The following is a 17,069-nucleotide window of genomic DNA, read 5'->3' on the forward strand; positions in this document are numbered from 1 at the left end:
ACCGTCACCGGGGTATTTTTGCGATTTCCAGCGTGGTCACGATCCCGTTGGCCAGCGCGTCACCCTGTTGCGGTTTTGCGCACAGTTCCTTGCGCAGTTTTGCGTCTTCGCTTCCCTGGCACAGCATCACGCCTTCCGGGCCTATGCCGGGCACCTGCGGGTGATAGAAATACGCAAAGCCGTTCCGGTTGGGCAGATTGACCCACTGCTCAACCAGCTCGGGGTTGGCTTTGCCGTCGCTGTATTTGATGATCCAGGCTTTCAGCGCAGGCATGCGCACCTGCTGCAAGCTGCCGTCCTGCGCGTAGTTGCCATGGAAGGCTACGGCTGTTTTGTCGAGAGGCTGGTCGTCGGAGTAGGCGCGTGTTTTGCCGCCAAGAAACATGCGTGAACAGGAAGAGCGGCAGTAGCCCGATAACAAAGTCGCCAGGCCCTTTTCACGGATGTATTCGCCGGTGGCATACCCGGCCCGGGCATCCCCGCCGGAAGAGTTTTTGAGTACCACCGTTGTGATGCCGGGGTGTTCCTCTACCGCGGCCTGCAGGATCCGCTGCTCATTGCCGGCCACCTTGCCCGACAGAAAAATAAAAGGCTCCCTGATCTCCACGTCCATGGCATAAGCGCATGAGGCGAGGCACCACGCCGCCAGGCTGCACCACCAACGGCCTGGGTGCCCGATCATGCTGCGAGGCGTTGCGAGGCGAACAGCACCTGGTCGATCACGGCCTGCACGTTCTGCAGGCTGGCTTCGTGGACCAGTTTGCCCTCGGCATCAAAAGCATCGCCAGCGCGGCTGAGGGCAAAGGCCTTGGGCGCGACCCAGCATTGCGCGTTGAGCAGCAGCGGCACCAGGTGGCTTTGCGAGCGCAGGCCCCCCAGCGCGCCGGGCGAGGCGCTGAGCACGCCCACCACCTTGCCGGTAAAGGACTTGAAGCCGTCGTGCCAGGCCGGGTCGCTCTTGGCGGGGCTGGACACCCAGTCGACGGTGTTCTTGAGCAGCGCGGTGTAGCTGCCGTTGTATTCGGGCGAGCAGATGATCCAGGCCGGGTGTTCGTACATGATCTGCTTGAGTTTCATGACGTCGGGCGGCGTACCCTTGGCTTCGAGGTCGGCGTTGTACATGGGGATGTCGAAGTCGGCCAGTTCAATATGGGTGACTTCGGCGCCGCTGGCACGGGCCAGGCCGGCTGCGACATGGGCCAGCTTGCGGTTGTAGGAGTTCTGGCGGGTGCTACCGGCGAAGATCAGGAGTTTTTGGGGGGAGTTCATCGTCCGATTTCACCACAGGCCGCAGGGTGAAAAACTGCGTGCGGAGCGCCTTGCAAGCACAAACCCGTTAAAATGTACAAAACACTAAAATTTGTACAAAATGCATACCATCGCACTCAGCGAGTTTCGCGCCAATGCCTCCGCCATGATCGACCTGGTGGAGCAGGGCGAAACCGTCCGCATACTCCGGCACGGCAAGCCGGTGGCCGAACTCGTGCCCCTGAAGGCCGAAGAAGACGCCGCCAAGGTACCGAGCTGGAAAAAGCCGTTTGAACCCGTGGTCCTGCCGCCCGGCGTGTCGCTGTCGCAGGCGGTGCTGGACGAGCGGAATGAATCGCCATGGTGAAGAGGGCGCAAGCCGCTTATGTGCCGCAGGCTGTTTCCGCCACCCGCGTGGTGGCGCGCGATGGCGACGCGCGGCTGATGTTTGACGCCTCGGCGCTGACCAAACGCTACGCCAGCGAGGCCGGGCGCGACCGGGTGCTGATGTTGTTCGAGACGGCCAGCGAGCTGCTGGTGGCGGCGCATTGCAAGACCGAGGTGGCCTCGGCGCTGCTGCGGCGCCGGCGCGACGGCAGCCTGCCCGCGCCCGAGTTTGACCGGGCCTGGGCGGCGGCGCAGCGCGATGTGGCCGACATGACGCTGGTGCCGCTGGACGCGCATGTCGAGCGCTTTGCTTTTGCCGCGATGGAGCAGGGCCCTTTGCGCGGCATGGACGCCCTGCATGTGGGCAGCGCGCTGGCCAGCCGCGTGGACCTGTTCGTCACGGCGGACAGGCGCCAGGCGCAGGTGGCACGCGGCATGGGCCTGGCCACTGAATTGATAGAAAGCTGAAGGTTGGATATGTTTTACCCCCAAGAATTTGACGTGATCGTGGTCGGCGGCGGCCATGCCGGCACCGAGGCCGCTCTGGCTTCAGCCCGCATGGGCTGCAAGACCTTGCTGCTCTCGCACAACATCGAGACGCTCGGCCAGATGAGCTGCAACCCCTCGATAGGCGGCATAGGCAAGGGCCACCTGGTCAAGGAAGTGGATGCCCTGGGCGGCGCGATGGCGCTGGCCACCGACGAAGGCGGCATCCAGTTCCGCATCCTGAACAGCTCCAAGGGCCCGGCCGTGCGCGCCACCCGGGCCCAGGCCGACCGCATTCTGTACAAGGCGGCGATTCGCCGCAGGCTGGAAAACCAGCCCAACCTCTGGCTGTTCCAGCAGGCCGTCGACGATTTGATGGTGGAGGGCGACCGGGTGGTGGGCGCCGTCACTCAGGTGGGCATCAAGTTTCGCTCGCGCACCGTGGTGTTGACGGCCGGGACTTTCCTGGACGGCAAGATCCATGTGGGCCTGAACAATTACTCGGCGGGCAGGGCGGGCGACCCGCCGGCGGTGTCGCTGTCCAGCCGGCTTAAGGAGCTCAAGCTGCCGCAGGGCCGGCTCAAGACCGGCACGCCGCCGCGCATAGACGGCCGCACGATTGACTTCAGCAAGTGCATTGAGCAGCCCGGCGACGGCATGCCCGGCGGCATTGAAGGGCCGGTGCCGGTGTTCAGTTTTATGGGCGGCAGCATCGCCCATCCGCGCCAGGTGCCGTGCTGGATCACCCACACCAATGAGCGCACCCACGAGATCATCCGCTCCGGTTTTGACCGCAGCCCCATGTTCACCGGCAAGATAGACGGCGTCGGCCCGCGCTACTGCCCTAGCGTGGAAGACAAGATCAACCGCTTCGCCGACAAGGACAGCCACCAGATTTTCCTGGAGCCCGAGGGCCTGACCACCCACGAAATCTACCCCAACGGCATCTCGACCAGCCTGCCTTTCGACATCCAATATGACCTGGTGCGCTCCATGGCTGGCATGGAAAACGCCCACATCCTGCGGCCCGGCTATGCCATCGAGTACGACTACTTCGACCCGCGGGCGCTCAAGTCCAGCTTTGAAACCCGGGCGATTGGCGGCCTGTTCTTTGCCGGCCAGATCAATGGCACGACCGGTTACGAAGAGGCGGCGGCCCAGGGCCTGTTCGCCGGCATCAACGCCGCGCTGCAATGCCAAGGTAAAGAGGCCTGGCTGCCCAAGCGCGATGAAGCCTACCTCGGCGTGCTGGTCGACGACCTGATCACCAAGGGCGTGACCGAGCCTTACCGCATGTTCACCAGCCGGGCGGAGTTCCGCCTGATGCTGCGCGAGGACAACGCCGACATGCGCCTGACCGAAAAAGGCCGGGAGCTGGGCCTGGTCGACGACGCCCGCTGGGACGCTTTCAACCGCAAGCGCGACACGGTTTCACGTGAAACAGCCCGGCTCAGGGCGATCTGGGTCAACCCCAACAACCTGCCAGCGGCCGAAGCCGAGCGCGTGCTGGGCAAGTCGATTGAGCGCGAGTACAACCTGCTGGACCTGCTGCGCCGCCCCGATGTGAACTACGCCGGACTGATGTCGCTGGAGGAGGGCAAGTACGCCAACCCGGAGCTGGCGGCCGAAGCTGCGGCCAGCGACGACCTGGCCAAAAGCGTGATCGAGCAGATTGAAATCACCGCCAAGTACGCCGGCTACATCGACCTGCAGAAGACCGAAGTCGAGCGCGCCGCCCATTATGAAAACCTCAAGCTGCCGGCCGACCTGGACTACCTGCAGGTTTCGGCCCTGAGTTTTGAGGCGCGCCAGACCCTGGCCAAGCACAGGCCGGAAACCCTGGGAATGGCCTCGCGCATCTCGGGCATCACGCCGGCCACCGTCTCCCTGCTGCTGGTGCACCTGAAAAAGAACCTGTGGAAGAACACGGTTCCGCTCCAGGCAGCCGACGCCGGCAACGAAAAAGCCAAAGCCTGATGCGGGCCGGTGAACAGAATTTGCGCGCCGGCCTGAAGGCGCTGCAACTGGACCTGGCTGACGCCCAGGTCGGCCAGCTGCTGGATTACCAGGACCTGATCGGTAAATGGACCAAGGTCTACAACCTGACGGCGGTGCGCGACCCGGCCGAAATGCTGACCCACCACCTGCTGGACAGCCTGGCCGCGGTGCTTCCGCTACGCCGCCACCTGCAAAAAGCCGGGCTGGGGCAGGGCGCCAGATTGCTGGACGTGGGTTCGGGCGCTGGCCTGCCTGGGGTGGTGATTGCGATCTGCTGCCCGGAAGTGGCCGTGACCTGCGTGGACACGGTCGCCAAAAAAGCCGCCTTTATCAAACAAGCGGCGCTGGCGCTCAAGCTGCCCAATCTCTCGGGATTGCATGCACGGGTCGAAACCATTGCTACGCCATTTGAGGTGATTTGTTCCCGGGCCTTCGCCTCGCTGGCTGATTTCAGCAATTGGTCGGTCAATGCCCTGGCGCCTCAAGGTGTCTGGATGGCGCTCAAAGGCAAACACCCGGCCGAGGAAATCGCGGCCTTGCCGGCCGGCGCTGAGGTGTTTCACGTGGAACAGCTACAGGTTCCCGGGCTGGATGCCGAGCGCTGCATTGTCTGGATGCGGAAAAAGACCGATCCCTGAACCCGGCTGAGGGCTAGCGGGGAGAGGGCGATGCTGCCCGGTTCGTTGTTCGGGCACAAAAAGAATCCGTCCCGAACACCGAATCGGTCCTGATTGGCCGATTTGGCGTTGGGGCGGCACACCCCTGTCGTAAACTCGGTTCCTCTCTCTTTTCTCTACTTTCTGGAGAACCTCCATGTTGGGCTCATTCGTCGGCATCGCCGACTACGGTGCTTTTGTCGTCGCGATCATTGTGTTTTTGCTGATTCCCGGCCCGGGCAACCTCGCGCTGATCACCTCGACCAGCAAGGGCGGTATTGCCGGCGGCCTGGGTGCGACCTTTGGCGTGATCGCCGGCGACCAGGTTTTACTCTGGGCGGCGGTGGCCGGCGTGTCGGCCATCATGGCGGCTTACCCCACGGCTTTCCACATCGTCCAGTGGGCTGGGGCGATTTATCTGGCCTGGCTGGGCATCAAGATGCTGATGGCCAAACCCGGCGACGCACCTTTGCTCAATATCAAGCCGTGCCACTACTTCCAGCAGGCCATGATGATCACCTTGCTGAATCCAAAAGCCATCGTGTTTTACATGGCTTTCTTCCCTTTGTTTGTCGACCCGGCCCTGCACCAGGGACTGAAGACTTTCGCCGTGATGGCGGCCACGATTGCCGGGCTGACCTTTCTGTATGGTCTGACCTCGGTGATGATCACCTACCACCTGGCCGAGCGCATACGTGCCAACCCGAAAATCACGGCGGCGCTCAACAAGCTGGCCGGTATCTTCCTGATCGGCTTCGGCCTCAAGCTCGCGGTCTCCAAATAAGCCGCCATCGCATTTCGCGTCCTCTTTCGAACAAAAACTAAAAACACACATGGCCAAAATATTCTGCGTTGCCAACCAAAAGGGCGGGGTGGGCAAGACCACCACTACGGTGAATCTGGCGGCGGGGCTGGCAAAAGTCGGCCAGCGGGTGCTGATGATCGACCTGGACCCGCAGGGCAATGCCACCATGGGTTCGGGCGTGGACAAACGCAAGCTGGAGATGACGGTCTACGACGTGCTGCTTGAATCCGCCTCGGTGGCCGAGGCGCGGGTGCACAGCGAGAAATGCGGCTACGACGTGCTGGGCGCAAACCGCGAACTGGCCGGCGCCGAGGTTGAATTGGTCGATGTCGAGCGCCGCGAAAAACGCCTCAAGCTCGCGCTGGCCGAGGTCGACAGCCAGTACGACTTCGTGCTCATCGACTGCCCACCCTCGCTCAGCATGCTGACGCTCAACGGCCTGTGCTGCGCGCACGGCGTGATCGTGCCCATGCAGTGCGAGTACTTCGCGCTCGAAGGCCTGACGGACCTTGTCAATACCATCAAGCAGGTGCACGCCAACCTCAACAAGGATTTGCAGATCATCGGCTTGCTGCGCGTGATGTTCGACCCGCGCATCACCCTGCAGCAGCAGGTCAGCGACCAGCTCAAGGAGCATTTCGCCGACAAGGTTTTCAACACCGTGATCCCGCGCAATGTGCGCCTGGCCGAAGCGCCCAGCTACGGCCTGCCGGGCGTGGTGTTCGACCCGTCCTCCAGGGGCGCGCAGGCCTTCATCACCTTTGCCGAAGAGATGGTCGACCGTATCAAGGCGATGTAAGCAGAATTGGCTCAAACTCGCATGAGTAGGCGGTTTATAGCTATCAATACAGTAGCAATCGGCCTTCGCGCACCATGAACCCCCGCAACGTCCTGATACTTCCCGGCTGGCAGAACAGCGGCCCCGACCACTGGCAAAGCCGCTGGGAGAAGGCCCACGGCTATACGCGGGTCGAGCAGCACGACTGGATGCGGCCGCTGCGCGGCGACTGGAGCGCGCGGCTTGAAGAGGTGCTGCTGGCTTGCGACGAGCCGGCCGTGCTGGTCGCGCACAGCCTGGGCTGCATGCTCACCGCCGCCTGGGCCTCGCATTCGCGCAACACCCACCGCGTCAAGGCCGCGCTGCTGGTCGCGCCGCCCGACGTGGAGCGCGAAGACGTGTGCCAGATGCTGCCGGGCTGGGCGCCCGTGCCGCTGGGCAAGCTGCCCTTTTCCGCCGTGGTGTTCTGCAGCAGCGATGACCCCTTCTGCGCGCCCGAGCGTGCCCGCCGGTTCGCCGCGGCCTGGGGCGCCGAGCTTGTCGAAGCGGGGCCGCGCGGTCACCTCAATGCCGACAGCGGCCTGGGCGACTGGCCCGAGGCCTTTGAAAAATTGCAGCGCCTTCAGGCATTGCCTGCTTCTCTCCCAAACAGCCATTCATGACAAGAGAACCCATGCCCTTGCCCCGCTTATTCGTCCGCTCCCGTTCTCACTTGGCGTCCACCGCACTGGCCGTGGCCGCCCTGGCCGCCCCGCTCGTCTGCACCGCGTTGCATGCCGAGCCCGACGAAGAGCTGCTTGGAAAATCGCAGGGCTACCCGCTGGGCAACGCCAGCACCTGGTACAGCAATCCTTACCGCATCGGCTCCTGGTCGGCCATGGACAAGGTGACCGGCGTGCAGGTCCGCGCGGTGGCGCGCCCGGCTGAGGCCAGCCCCTTGCCGCGCGCGGCCAGCCCCGCGTCCATCAACTACCGCTACAAGAACACCAACTACACGCTGGCCGACTACCTGGACCGCCAGCGCGCCACTGGCCTGCTGATACTGAAGAATGGCGAGATCGTCGCCGAACACTACCGCTACGGCCGCAAGGACGACGCGCGCTTCCTGTCCTTCTCCATGGCCAAGAGCGTCACCTCGCTGCTGATCGGCAAGGCGCTTTCGCTGGGGCTGATCGCATCGCTCGACGACCCGGCCGAGAAATACGCCAAGGAATTCGCCGGCAGCCCCTATGGCGCGACCACCCTGCGCCAGCTGCTGCGCATGAGCTCGGGCCTCACTTTCACCGAGCGCTACGACGGCAAGGACGACGTCGCGCGCCTCACACGCGCCGGCGCCGGTGCGCCCGGTGCGGGCAAACCGATGGACGTGCTCAAGTCCATCACCGACCGGCATTCCCCGCCCGGCGAAAAATTTGTTTATGCGAGTGGAGAGACCGATGTGCTGGGCCGCGTGGTGGCAGCCGCCACCGGCAAGAGCATGTCCGAGCTCACCACCGAGTGGATCTGGAAACCCATGGGCGCCGAGCATGACGCCTTCTGGCGCGTCTTTGCCGACGGGCAGGAGCAATCCTATGGCGGCTTTAACGCCAGCCTGCGCGACTGGGCACGCCTGGGCCAGCTGCTGGCCAATGACGGGCGCGCGATCGACAAAACCACCGGCAAGCCCGGCGCGCTGCAGGTCCTGCCGCTGGAGTATCTGTTGGACGCCACCGACGCGACGCGCCAGCCGCCGGCATTCAGGCCGCGCACGGCCACGCCCTATTTCGGCTACGGCTACCAGTTCTGGCTCTTGCCGATGAGGGCCCGCACCTTTGCCATGCAGGGCGTCCACGGCCAGACGGTCTATGTGCAGCCCTCCACCGGCATCGTACTGGTGCTGACCTCGGTCTGGGAATACGCGGGCGGCAAGCCAGACCCGCAAGCTTACGAAGAGCGCGACGCCCTGTGGCGCGGCGTGCTGCAGTCCCTGGGCGGCAGCCTCACGCCCCAATAACACTGCGCCATACATCACAACATTGACGGATTGAAGGAATAGAAAACCATGGTCACAAAAAAACCCAAAGGCCTGGGCCGCGGGCTGGAAGCATTGCTGGGCCCCAAGGTCAGCGAGAGCGCCACCGACGCCGAGAACGCCAGCAGCACGGCGAACAGCCCGGGGCTGCCGGCCTCCCTGCGGCTGGAGGACATGGTCGCCGGCCAGTACCAGCCGCGCACGCGCATGGACGAGGGCGCGCTCTACGAGCTCGCCGAATCCATCAAGGTCCAGGGCATCATGCAGCCCATCCTGGTGCGGCGCCTCACATCCGGCGCCAACGACGGCAAGTATGAAATCATCGCCGGCGAACGGCGCTTCCGCGCGGCCAAACTGGCCGGCCTGGACAGCGTGCCGGTACTGGTGCGCGACGTGCCCGACGAGTCGGCCGCCGCCATGTCGCTGATCGAAAACATCCAGCGCGAAGACCTCAACCCGCTTGAAGAAGCGCACGGCCTGCAGCGCCTGGTCAAGGAATTCGGCCTCACGCACGAGCTTGCCGCGCAGGCCGTGGGCCGCTCGCGCAGCGCCGCCTCCAACCTGCTGCGTTTGCTCAACCTGGCCGAACCGGTGCAGACCATGCTGATGGCCGGCGACCTGGACATGGGCCATGCGCGTGCGCTGCTGGTCCTGGACCGCGCCGCGCAGATCACCGCGGCCAACCAGATCTCGGCCAAAAAAATGTCGGTGCGCGAGGCCGAAAGCCTGGTCAAAAAACTGAGCGCGGAGTTCTCGCTCAAGCCGCAAAAAGCCGCCAAGGAAAAGTCGCGCGACACCCGCCGTGTGGAAGAGGAACTGGCCGACCTGCTGATGGCCGATGTGGAAGTGCGCGTCAAGAAACAGGTCAAGCGCAACGGCAAGCGCGAGGACATGGGCGAGGTGGCGATACAGTTCGCTTCCATGGACGAACTCAACGGGCTGATCGAGCGCCTGCGCGGCAACAAATAGCCCGCCTGGCCGGCCCGGGCAGGGTCTTTTCACGCTGTGCTGCGGGCCCCTTCGGGGGCCTTTTCTTTTCCGCTCCGGTGCGGAGGGTGATACCCCAATAGTGTTAATTATTCAACCTGGTTGAGTAATTAAGTGCTAATCTTTGTGCTCAAGGGCGCGGCCAGGTCTTCGGACCTCCCTCCGGAGTTGGCCGCGCCGGCGAAGAAGCAGAGGGGTCCGCCGTGCGCACCTTTAATCTGAGCCACATCAGAAGGCATACCGTTCTGGTTGCCGCGGGCCTGGCCATGGCCACGGGTGTCGTGGCGCTCCTGGGCTGGGTGCTGCAGCTGGACATCCTGAAAAGCCTGATACCGGGCGCTGTCCAGATGAAACCCAACACGGCCGTCGGACTGTGCCTGTCCGCCGCGGCCCTGCTCGTGGGTCTGCGCCGCCATGAAAAAAGAATGCGCTACTGGGGCTACGCCCTGGCCGCTGCCGTCAGCGCCATCGGCGCGGCCACGCTGTTTGAATACCTCTTCGCGGCGGACCTGGGGATTGATGAGCTGCTGTTTCGCGACGGGGCCATCGCCTACAACCTGACCCCCGGCCGCATGTCGCCCTTCAGCGCCTGGACATTTTTCATGCTGGGCATAGGGCTGGGCTTTGTGCGCTGCCGCTACGCGGGCTGGCTGGCCTATGTGTGCGGCGGCCAGGTTGCCAGCATAGGCGCGGTCAGCCTGCTGGGCTACCTTTGGCATGCCAGCGAGTTGGTCACGGACGTCTGGTTGCCGCCGGTGGCGGTCAACACCGCGCTGGCCTTCACCGCCCTGGGGCTGGCCGTGGCCGCCGCACATGCCCGCGACACCTCGCTCAGCAGCATCGAAACCGAACTCTCTCCGCTGGAGATCAAGGTGGTGCTCGCCATGGCCGGCACGCTGGTGGTCCTGGTGGCATCGGCCAGCTACACCTATCGCTCGGTGGTGGCCTTCACCGGGCACGCGGACCAGATGGCTGCCGGCCAGCAGCAGCGTGTCGCGGCGCTCAAAGCCTCGCTGGTGCGCACGCAGCGCGTGACGGCCGACGCGCTGTCCGCCTCACCGGGTGCGCCGCTGCCGGCCGGCTACGGCGATGCGGGCGACTCCTTCGCCAGCGTGGTGCTGTTCGCGGAGCTCTCCCGGTTGGGGCGGGAGCTTGAAACCGTGCAGCAGTCGCTGCGGCGCGAGCAGGCCGGCCCCCTCGAAAAGGGCCGCACCACCATGCTGGTGTCGCTCCTCGTCACCATAGGCCTGGCGGTGGGGGTGTTTGTCGTGCTGATGGCGTCGGTCAGGCGAGAGATGAGCCGCAACATCCTGGCACGCGCGGAGATCTTCGCGCTCAACAAGCACCTGGAGCAGCGTGTGCACGAACGCGCCGCCGAACTCAACGCAACCAACGAGCGCCTGAACACCTTCATGAGCCTGCTGGCCCATGACCTCCGGCAGCCCCTGATCTCCCTGGGCAGCTTCGGCGAACTGCTGGACCGCCGGCTGCTTGAAACAAAGGACACGCAAGGCCGCAAGCTCATGCAGCGCATCCTGCGCGCCACCAGGCAGGTGGACGCCTGCGCCGACGCCTTGCTGGAACTGGAACGCGTCTCCAGCAGAAGCCTGTGGATACAGACGGTCGATGTCAGCGGGCTGGTGAAGGCCATGGTCGAGCAGCTGCGCGAGCAGGAGCCGGGCCGGCGGGTGAGGCTTTTTGCCGGGCCCACGCGGCCCGCGCACGCCGACCGCAGCCTGCTGGCGGTGGTGGTCTGGCATGTGGTCGGCAATGCCTGGAAGTTCAGCGCCACCCGCGACGTTTCGGAGATAGAGGTCGGCTGCGGCCAGGATGAATCCGGCGCGCCGATGTGGTGGATCCGGGACAACGGCGTGGGCTTTGACATGGCCTATGCCGACAAGCTGTTCATGCCCTTCCAGCGGCTGCACGCGGCGGACGAATTCCCCGGCCTGGGCACCGGCCTGGCGATTGTCCACGCCGTCGTGGCGCGGCACAGGGGGAGGGTGTGGGCGCATTCGGAGCCCGGCCGGGGCGCCACGTTTTTCTTCACGCTCGGCGATCCCGGCACTCAGGCCGGGGTCTGAGGCGATGCGGCTTCAGGACAGCGAAAAAATCTTGCCTGGGTTCATGATGTTCTTCGGATCCAGCGCGCGCTTGATGGTGCGCATCATGTCGACCGCGCCGTCGCCGGTTTCGGTCACCAGGAAGTCCATCTTGTGCAGGCCCACGCCGTGTTCGCCGGTGCATGTGCCTTCCAGCGCCAGCGCGCGCGCCACCAGCTTGTGGTTCAGCGCCTCGGCCACTTCGCGTTCCTTGGGGATGGTCGGATCTATCAGGTAGCCGAAGTGGAAGTTGCCGTCGCCGACATGGCCCACCAGGAAATAGGGAATGCCGCTGGCATCGACCTCGGCCACCGACTCGAGCAGGCAGTCGGCCAGGCGCGAGATCGGCACGCAGGTGTCGGTGGAGATCGCGCGGCAGCCGGGCCGTGACTGGATGGCCGCGAAGTAGGCGTTGTGCCGCGCCGTCCAGAGGCGCGTGCGCTCTTCCGGCGTGCTGGCCCATTCAAAGGCATTGCCGCCGTGGCCGCTGGCGAGCTCCTGCACCAGCTCGGCCTGCTCTTTCACGCTGCTGGGCGTGCCGTGGAACTCCATCAGCAGCATGGGCTCTTCGCGCAGCGTGAGCTTGGAATGCGCATTCACCATGCGCACGGTGTTGTGGTCTATCAGCTCCACGCGCGCGATCGGCACGCCCAGCTGTATCACCTCGATGGTGGTGCGCACGGCGGCCTCTATGCTCGGGAAGGAGCACACCGCGGCCGAGATGGCCTCGGGCAGCGGGTAAAGCCTCACGGTGACTTCGGTGATCACGCCCAGCGTGCCTTCGCTGCCCACCATGAGGCGGGTCAGGTCGTAGCCGGCCGATGATTTTTTGGCGCGCGTGCCGGTGCGTATGACGCTGCCGTCGGCGGTGACGACTTCCAGCGCCAGCACGTTCTCGCGCATGGTGCCGTAGCGCACGGCGTTCGTGCCGCTGGCGCGCGTGGCGCTCATGCCGCCCAGGGTCGCATCGGCGCCCGGGTCTATGGGGAAGAAGAGGCCGGTGCTTTTGACTTCTTCATTGAGCTGCTTGCGCGTCACGCCCGGCTGCACGGTGACGGTCAGGTCTTCGGCGTTGATGGACAGCACCTTGTTCATGCGGCTCACGTCGATGCTGATGCCGCCCTGCACCGCCAGCAAATGGCCTTCAAGCGAAGTGCCCACGCCAAAGGGGATCACGGGCACGTTGTACTGGCCCGCGAGCTTGACCGCATCGGCCACGTCCTGCGTGCTTTCGGCGAACACCACGGCCGAAGGCGGCGGCGCGGCGAAAGAAGACTCATCACGGCCGTGCTGCTCGCGCACCACCAGGGCCGTGGAGCAGCGCTCGGCAAAGCGGGCCTTCAGCGCGTCTATCAGCGCAGCGGGCGTTTCACGTTGCTGGATTTCGGGAAGCAGGTGTTGGGGAAGGGGGGCGTTCATTGTTGTCTCCGGGTCGGTGGCACAGTTTACGACGTGTGTGCCCTTTCCGCTATTTCGCCATTTTCCGCCAAGGCGGCCCGAAGACCCCGCGGCCGTGGCCGCGGGAGGAGAGCATGAAAGCGGGGCGATGGTCACCCCGCGAGGGATCAGGAGCCCGAGCCCGTGGCGGCCTTGGTGAGCTCGGCCAGCGAGATGAAGGAGTCGTGGTTGGTGTCGATCTGCTCGAAACGCTGTGCCACGGCCGGCAGGTGTTCGGCCTCCTGCCGGTCCAGCTTGCCGTCCTTGTTGGCATCGGCGCGGTTGAAAGCCGCCTCGACGTCCTTGGGAGTGGTGCGGTTTTGCGGAACGGCGCCCGGGGTGGCGGAGGGCGCCATCTGGGACGGCGGGCTGCCGGGGCTGGCCGGCGAAGCCGGGGCGGTCTGGGCCCGTGCGGCGCCGGCAACGCCCGCGGCCAAAGCGGCCACCAGCAGCACGCTGCGCAACTCAAAGCCGGGAATAGAATGTTTTGAATGTTTTACGGGGGATGTTGCCGTCGTGTGTAGGGTCATGCGAGGAGTCTTTCAAAGAGTGAACAAGCCGCCATTGCAACCCAGCCGGCGCCTCGCGGCCAGCAGTTTTTCAGGGTGTTGCCTCACTGACATGATGTCCTAGGACGACACATTTTTTTGCCCGGCGTAACGCTTGCCGCTTTGGTCTCTCATTAGTTCCTTTGCTTCATTGACTTTTCTACACAGCGCCTCATCGCGCTCCGCACCATGGCCAACAGACTTTCACAGATCGCAACCCGCACCGGCGACAACGGCACCACCGGCCTGGGTGACAACACGCGCGTATCCAAGGACAGCCTGCGCGTCCATGCCATGGGCGACGTCGACGAACTCAACTCGCACATCGGTGTGTTGCTGTGTGAAGAGCTGCCGACCGGCGTGCGCGAGCTGCTGGTGGAGGTGCAGCACCAGCTCTTCAACCTCGGCGGCGAGCTGTCCATCCCGGGCTTTGAATTGCTCAAGCCCGAGGCCGTGGCCTTGCTGGACGAAGCGCTGGCCGAACACAATGCCGCACTGCCGCGCCTGGCCGAGTTCATACTGCCGGCCGGTTCACGCGCCGCCGCGCTGGCCCATGTGTGCCGCACCGTGGCGCGACGCGCCGAACGCGCCGTGGTGGCACTGGGCGCGACCGAGCCCTTGAAGGAAGCGCCGCGCCAGTACCTCAACCGCCTGAGCGACCTGCTGTTTGTGCTGTCGCGTGTGCTCAACCGCATGAATGGCGGCGACGATGTGTACTGGAAGAGTGAGCGCATGGCGCGCGCGGCCACAGAATAGCGCGGCGTGTTTGCACGCATCCTTGAGATGCCACCTGCCAAGCGCTGAACAGGTTTAGGACTCAGCCCACATGAACCAGCGGCTCTAGATGTCGTAGCTCGCGGCGCCCGGCTCATCGCTCAAGGTCTTCTCGACCACGGCGCGTGTCAGCGTGGGTGCGAAGGACTCGATAAACGCATAGACGTAACCGCGCAGGTAGCTGCCGCGGCGCACCGCGAGCTTGGTGAGGTTGATGCCGAACAGCGCGCCCGCGTCCAGCGCGCGCAGGGCGGTGTCGCGCTCGGCCTCGTAGGCGATGGAGGCGACGATGCCCACGCCCATGCCCAGCTCCACATAGGTCTTGATCACGTCGGCATCCATGGCCGTCAGCACGATGTTGGGCGCCAGGCCGCGCTGGGTGAACGCGCCGTCGATGTGTGATCGGCCGGTGAAGCCGGTGTCGTAGGTGATCAGCGCAAAGCGCGCCAGGCTCTCTAGCGTGAGCGGGCCGTCCAGCAGCGGGTGGCCGGGCGGCACGATGACCGAGTGCGTCCAGCGGTAGCAGGGCAGGGCGACAAGCTCGGGGTAGTCGTTGAGCGCCTCGGTGGCGATGCCCACGTCGACCTCGCCCGACACCAGCATGTCGGCCACCTGCTTGGGCGAGCCCTGGTGCAGGTGCAGTTTCACGTTGGGAAACTGGCTGCGGAACTCCTGCACCGCGTGCGGCAGCGCGTAGCGCGCCTGCGAGTGTGTGGCGGCAATCGACAGCAGGCCGCTTTGCTGGGCCATGAATTCCTGGCCGGCTTTTTTCAGGTTGCTGCTCTCCAGCAGCAGGCGCTCGATGATGGGCAGTACATGGGCGCCCGGTTCGGTCAGCCCCGTCAGGCGCTTGCCGGCGCGCACAAAGAGTTCAATGCCCAGCTCTTCTTCGAGTTCGCGGATCTGCCGGCTCACGCCGGGTTGCGAGGTGTGCAGCGCATTGGCCACGTCGGTGAGGTTGAAATTGCATCGCACGGCCTCGCGCATGGAACGCAGCTGCTGGAAATTCATGGTGGCGAAGGCGCGGGGCGCGCGGTGTTGAAGAAGTCAAACACCGGATTGTGGGCAGGCGCCCTTATTTGAGGAACTACTGATTAGTTCGTTTTAAATCACCAAAACATCCTAAGAACCTGTGACCAAGACACCTTAGACCCGCGTCAGCATGCGCGCCGGCAAGCTGCCGCGGAAGGCGGGCAGCAGCGCGTTGATGCGCCGCACGGCCTCTTCCTGGCAGAACTGGCGCGCGACCAGCTGGAATATTTCCCCCCGCAGCTGCCACAGCTGCTGTGCGCTGTGCGCGTCATCGATGCGCCAGCGCATGCGTTCGCACATGGGCCCCTCGCAGTGCTGCAGCGCTTCGTGGAGCTGAAGCCGCAGTGGCTCCATGTGCTGCGGTTTGCCTGCCGCGGCAACGCTTTCGTGCAGCCAGCTGTGCAGCGACTTCTTCCAGGCCATGGCGGTTCCCCTTGTGGATGGGCGCTGATGCGACAGGGGGGTTCAGAAGGCCGGCCATCAGCGCACAAAGCGGCCTTCAAGGTCCACGATGGAGAGGTCGGCGAAGTCCAGGCCCGTATGGTCGTCGGGGCCGAAACTCACCTCCAGCCCGCCCAGGTCGTAGCGCTTCATGCCTTCGAGGGCTGCCTGCAGCGTCTCGCGCGTGGGATTTTTGCCGGCACGCCGCAGGCCTTCCACCAGCACCTTGGCGGCGGCATAGCCTTCCAGGATGGCGGGCGACAGCATGATCTTTTTGGCCTTGGCGAGCTCGGTGGCTTCCTGCACCATGGTGTAGGCATAAGAGCGCTCGGACGGGTAGACCTGCGTGACGATGACGCCGCGCGAATATTCCCCCAGCGCCTTGACGAAGCCCTGTGATGCGTTGTTCGACAGAGTGACCACACGCACCGACGATTTGGCGGCGCGAAAGGCCTTCACCCCGTCGGCCACGGCGTTGGCCGAGCCTATCCACAGTACGGCCTGCGCATCGCTGGCCAGGATGGGCGGCACGAGCTGGCTGTAGTCGGGCTTGCTGCGGTCGGCTTTCAGGACATGCGTGGGTTTCAGCTTGGCCTGGGCAAAGCCCTTGTTGGCCCCCTCCAGGCCGTCGCGGCCGAAGGAGTCGTCCGCATGAACCAGGGCGATGCGCGTGATCCCCAGCGTATTCAGGTGCTCAATGGCTTTCTGGGCCTCGCGCTGGTAGGTTGCGCGCACATTGAAGACGTAGCGCTGCACCGGCTGGTGCAACACCATCGCGCCGGTGGACGGGCCCACCAGCGGCATGCGGTTGGCCTGCAGCACGGGCAGCACGGCTTCGGTGGGCGGCGTGCCGCGCGTGAGGAACAGGGCGACGGCGCCGCGCTCGGCCAGCTTCTGCGCGTTCTCGGCGGCGAGCTTGGGGTCGAACTTGTCGTCCATGGACAGCAGCTCCAGTTGCTGGCCCGCGATACCGCCCTTGGCGTTCACCGCGTCCAGCCACAGGCGGGCCCCGTCCGTTGTCTCCTTAACGCCCGCGGCCACGGGGCCGGTGAACCCGGCGGTCTGGCCGATCAGGATCTGGGCGTGTCCCGCGCCGCACAGGGCGGCCGCCAGCAGCGCCGCCGCGCATCTTTGGAGTGTTTTCGTGTCCATTTGTTACTTTTGAGCCTCTCGTCGCCGAACAATAGGGACGAATACTCATCAGATCAAATACGAAAAAAACGGCTTTTCCAGACTCAAAAAGTATGGGAAGAGTCCTGGTGCTGGCCGGGGCGATGCGGCTGGGAGTGGCTTGCCGCCTCGCTCTGCGTGGGTGAGCAGGCTGTCGCGGAGCTTATAGGCGCTTGCCTGCACCCCGGCCATGAAGGGCCCTCCGGGGG

At 64.8% G+C, this 17,069-nt stretch carries 18 protein-coding genes; 11 read left to right on the top strand and 7 right to left on the bottom strand.

Annotation, left to right across the window (positions count from 1 at the left end; translation table 11 throughout):
• Positions 1-4 precede the first annotated feature (4 nt).
• Both ACEN8I_RS18520 and ACEN8I_RS18525 read right to left on the bottom strand, forming a co-directional pair.
• On the bottom strand, positions 5-613 hold the full coding sequence (locus tag ACEN8I_RS18520; RefSeq protein WP_413330047.1) for a hypothetical protein: 609 nt from the start codon (positions 611-613) through the stop codon (positions 5-7).
• A gap of 65 nt (positions 614-678) precedes the next feature.
• The gene (locus ACEN8I_RS18525; RefSeq protein WP_413330048.1) at positions 679-1,269 is read right to left on the bottom strand and encodes an NADPH-dependent FMN reductase; all 591 of its coding nucleotides are present in this window, start codon (positions 1,267-1,269) and stop codon (positions 679-681) included.
• Positions 1,270-1,369: 100 nt separating this feature from the next.
• Here ACEN8I_RS18525 and ACEN8I_RS18530 point away from each other — a divergent pair, with 100 nt between their 5' ends.
• The 10 genes from ACEN8I_RS18530 (at position 1,370) to ACEN8I_RS18575 (ending at position 11,440) form a co-directional block, all read left to right on the top strand.
• Complete coding sequence (locus tag ACEN8I_RS18530) at positions 1,370-1,615, top strand: type II toxin-antitoxin system Phd/YefM family antitoxin (protein WP_413330049.1); 246 nt, start codon at positions 1,370-1,372, stop codon at positions 1,613-1,615.
• Positions 1,609-2,103, top strand: coding sequence for a type II toxin-antitoxin system VapC family toxin (locus ACEN8I_RS18535; protein ID WP_413330050.1), 495 nt, complete (start codon positions 1,609-1,611; stop codon positions 2,101-2,103). Before ACEN8I_RS18530 ends, ACEN8I_RS18535 begins: the two co-directional genes overlap by 7 nt.
• 9 nt (positions 2,104-2,112) lie before the next feature.
• Positions 2,113-4,098 carry a tRNA uridine-5-carboxymethylaminomethyl(34) synthesis enzyme MnmG gene (gene mnmG, locus ACEN8I_RS18540; RefSeq protein ID WP_413330051.1) on the top strand — a complete coding sequence of 662 codons (1,986 nt, stop codon included), beginning with the start codon at positions 2,113-2,115 and terminating at the stop codon, positions 4,096-4,098.
• The gene (gene rsmG, locus ACEN8I_RS18545; RefSeq protein ID WP_413330052.1) at positions 4,098-4,757 is read left to right on the top strand and encodes a 16S rRNA (guanine(527)-N(7))-methyltransferase RsmG; all 660 of its coding nucleotides are present in this window, start codon (positions 4,098-4,100) and stop codon (positions 4,755-4,757) included. Before mnmG ends, rsmG begins: the two co-directional genes overlap by 1 nt.
• A 175-nt stretch (positions 4,758-4,932) precedes the next feature.
• Complete coding sequence (locus ACEN8I_RS18550) at positions 4,933-5,559, top strand: LysE family transporter (RefSeq protein ID WP_413330053.1); 627 nt, start codon at positions 4,933-4,935, stop codon at positions 5,557-5,559.
• 49 nt (positions 5,560-5,608) lie between these two features.
• Positions 5,609-6,379, top strand: coding sequence for a ParA family protein (locus ACEN8I_RS18555; RefSeq protein WP_413330054.1), 771 nt, complete (start codon positions 5,609-5,611; stop codon positions 6,377-6,379).
• Positions 6,380-6,453: 74 nt separating this feature from the next.
• Positions 6,454-7,020 (top strand): RBBP9/YdeN family alpha/beta hydrolase, encoded by a 567-nt coding sequence (locus ACEN8I_RS18560; RefSeq protein WP_413330055.1) that lies wholly within the window; start codon positions 6,454-6,456, stop codon positions 7,018-7,020.
• 50 nt (positions 7,021-7,070) lie between these two features.
• Positions 7,071-8,351, top strand: coding sequence for a serine hydrolase domain-containing protein (locus ACEN8I_RS18565; protein WP_413330056.1), 1,281 nt, complete (start codon positions 7,071-7,073; stop codon positions 8,349-8,351).
• Positions 8,352-8,399: 48 nt separating this feature from the next.
• Positions 8,400-9,338 carry a ParB/RepB/Spo0J family partition protein gene (locus tag ACEN8I_RS18570; protein ID WP_413330057.1) on the top strand — a complete coding sequence of 313 codons (939 nt, stop codon included), beginning with the start codon at positions 8,400-8,402 and terminating at the stop codon, positions 9,336-9,338.
• A 221-nt stretch (positions 9,339-9,559) separates the two neighbouring features.
• The gene (locus ACEN8I_RS18575) at positions 9,560-11,440 is read left to right on the top strand and encodes a sensor histidine kinase (protein ID WP_413330058.1); all 1,881 of its coding nucleotides are present in this window, start codon (positions 9,560-9,562) and stop codon (positions 11,438-11,440) included.
• A gap of 12 nt (positions 11,441-11,452) precedes the next feature.
• Here the strand turns inward: ACEN8I_RS18575 and ACEN8I_RS18580 are convergent, their stop codons facing one another.
• Positions 11,453-12,877, bottom strand: a complete 1,425-nt coding sequence (locus ACEN8I_RS18580; RefSeq protein WP_413330059.1) for an FAD-binding oxidoreductase — start codon at positions 12,875-12,877, stop codon at positions 11,453-11,455.
• Between the two features lie 146 nt (positions 12,878-13,023).
• Entirely contained in the window at positions 13,024-13,425 is a 402-nt protein-coding gene (locus ACEN8I_RS18585; protein ID WP_413330060.1) for an EF-hand domain-containing protein, read from the bottom strand.
• Positions 13,426-13,632: 207 nt separating this feature from the next.
• On the opposite strand from ACEN8I_RS18585, the gene ACEN8I_RS18590 reads away from it, so the two are divergent.
• Complete coding sequence (locus tag ACEN8I_RS18590) at positions 13,633-14,199, top strand: cob(I)yrinic acid a,c-diamide adenosyltransferase (protein ID WP_413330061.1); 567 nt, start codon at positions 13,633-13,635, stop codon at positions 14,197-14,199.
• A gap of 84 nt (positions 14,200-14,283) precedes the next feature.
• Here ACEN8I_RS18590 and ACEN8I_RS18595 read toward each other — a convergent pair whose 3' ends face one another.
• From ACEN8I_RS18595 to ACEN8I_RS18605, 3 genes are all read right to left on the bottom strand, one after another.
• Positions 14,284-15,228, bottom strand: coding sequence for a CysB family HTH-type transcriptional regulator (locus ACEN8I_RS18595; protein WP_413330062.1), 945 nt, complete (start codon positions 15,226-15,228; stop codon positions 14,284-14,286).
• Between the two features lie 135 nt (positions 15,229-15,363).
• Positions 15,364-15,672, bottom strand: coding sequence for a hypothetical protein (locus ACEN8I_RS18600; RefSeq protein WP_413330063.1), 309 nt, complete (start codon positions 15,670-15,672; stop codon positions 15,364-15,366).
• Positions 15,673-15,729: 57 nt separating this feature from the next.
• Entirely contained in the window at positions 15,730-16,842 is a 1,113-nt protein-coding gene (locus ACEN8I_RS18605; protein ID WP_413330064.1) for an ABC transporter substrate-binding protein, read from the bottom strand.
• Positions 16,843-17,069: the final 227 nt, after the last annotated feature.

The sequence above is a fragment of the Polaromonas sp. CT11-55 genome (genome assembly GCF_047303325.1).
GTDB lineage: Bacteria > Pseudomonadota > Gammaproteobacteria > Burkholderiales > Burkholderiaceae_C > Polaromonas.

Excerpts from the sequence above, each read along its gene's own strand:
- ACEN8I_RS18520 (WP_413330047.1), bottom strand. The coding sequence starts at position 613 with ATGGACGTGGAGATCAGGGAGCCTTTTATTTTTCTGTCGGGCAAGGTG.
- ACEN8I_RS18525 (WP_413330048.1), bottom strand. The coding sequence starts at position 1,269 with ATGAACTCCCCCCAAAAACTCCTGATCTTCGCCGGTAGCACCCGCCAG.
- ACEN8I_RS18530 (WP_413330049.1), top strand. The coding sequence starts at position 1,370 with ATGCATACCATCGCACTCAGCGAGTTTCGCGCCAATGCCTCCGCCATG.
- ACEN8I_RS18535 (WP_413330050.1), top strand. The coding sequence starts at position 1,609 with ATGGTGAAGAGGGCGCAAGCCGCTTATGTGCCGCAGGCTGTTTCCGCC.
- mnmG (WP_413330051.1), top strand. The coding sequence starts at position 2,113 with ATGTTTTACCCCCAAGAATTTGACGTGATCGTGGTCGGCGGCGGCCAT.
- rsmG (WP_413330052.1), top strand. The coding sequence starts at position 4,098 with ATGCGGGCCGGTGAACAGAATTTGCGCGCCGGCCTGAAGGCGCTGCAA.
- ACEN8I_RS18550 (WP_413330053.1), top strand. The coding sequence starts at position 4,933 with ATGTTGGGCTCATTCGTCGGCATCGCCGACTACGGTGCTTTTGTCGTC.
- ACEN8I_RS18555 (WP_413330054.1), top strand. The coding sequence starts at position 5,609 with ATGGCCAAAATATTCTGCGTTGCCAACCAAAAGGGCGGGGTGGGCAAG.
- ACEN8I_RS18560 (WP_413330055.1), top strand. The coding sequence starts at position 6,454 with ATGAACCCCCGCAACGTCCTGATACTTCCCGGCTGGCAGAACAGCGGC.
- ACEN8I_RS18570 (WP_413330057.1), top strand. The coding sequence starts at position 8,400 with ATGGTCACAAAAAAACCCAAAGGCCTGGGCCGCGGGCTGGAAGCATTG.
- ACEN8I_RS18580 (WP_413330059.1), bottom strand. The coding sequence starts at position 12,877 with ATGAACGCCCCCCTTCCCCAACACCTGCTTCCCGAAATCCAGCAACGT.
- ACEN8I_RS18585 (WP_413330060.1), bottom strand. The coding sequence starts at position 13,425 with ATGACCCTACACACGACGGCAACATCCCCCGTAAAACATTCAAAACAT.
- ACEN8I_RS18590 (WP_413330061.1), top strand. The coding sequence starts at position 13,633 with ATGGCCAACAGACTTTCACAGATCGCAACCCGCACCGGCGACAACGGC.
- ACEN8I_RS18595 (WP_413330062.1), bottom strand. The coding sequence starts at position 15,228 with ATGAATTTCCAGCAGCTGCGTTCCATGCGCGAGGCCGTGCGATGCAAT.
- ACEN8I_RS18600 (WP_413330063.1), bottom strand. The coding sequence starts at position 15,672 with ATGGCCTGGAAGAAGTCGCTGCACAGCTGGCTGCACGAAAGCGTTGCC.
- ACEN8I_RS18605 (WP_413330064.1), bottom strand. The coding sequence starts at position 16,842 with ATGGACACGAAAACACTCCAAAGATGCGCGGCGGCGCTGCTGGCGGCC.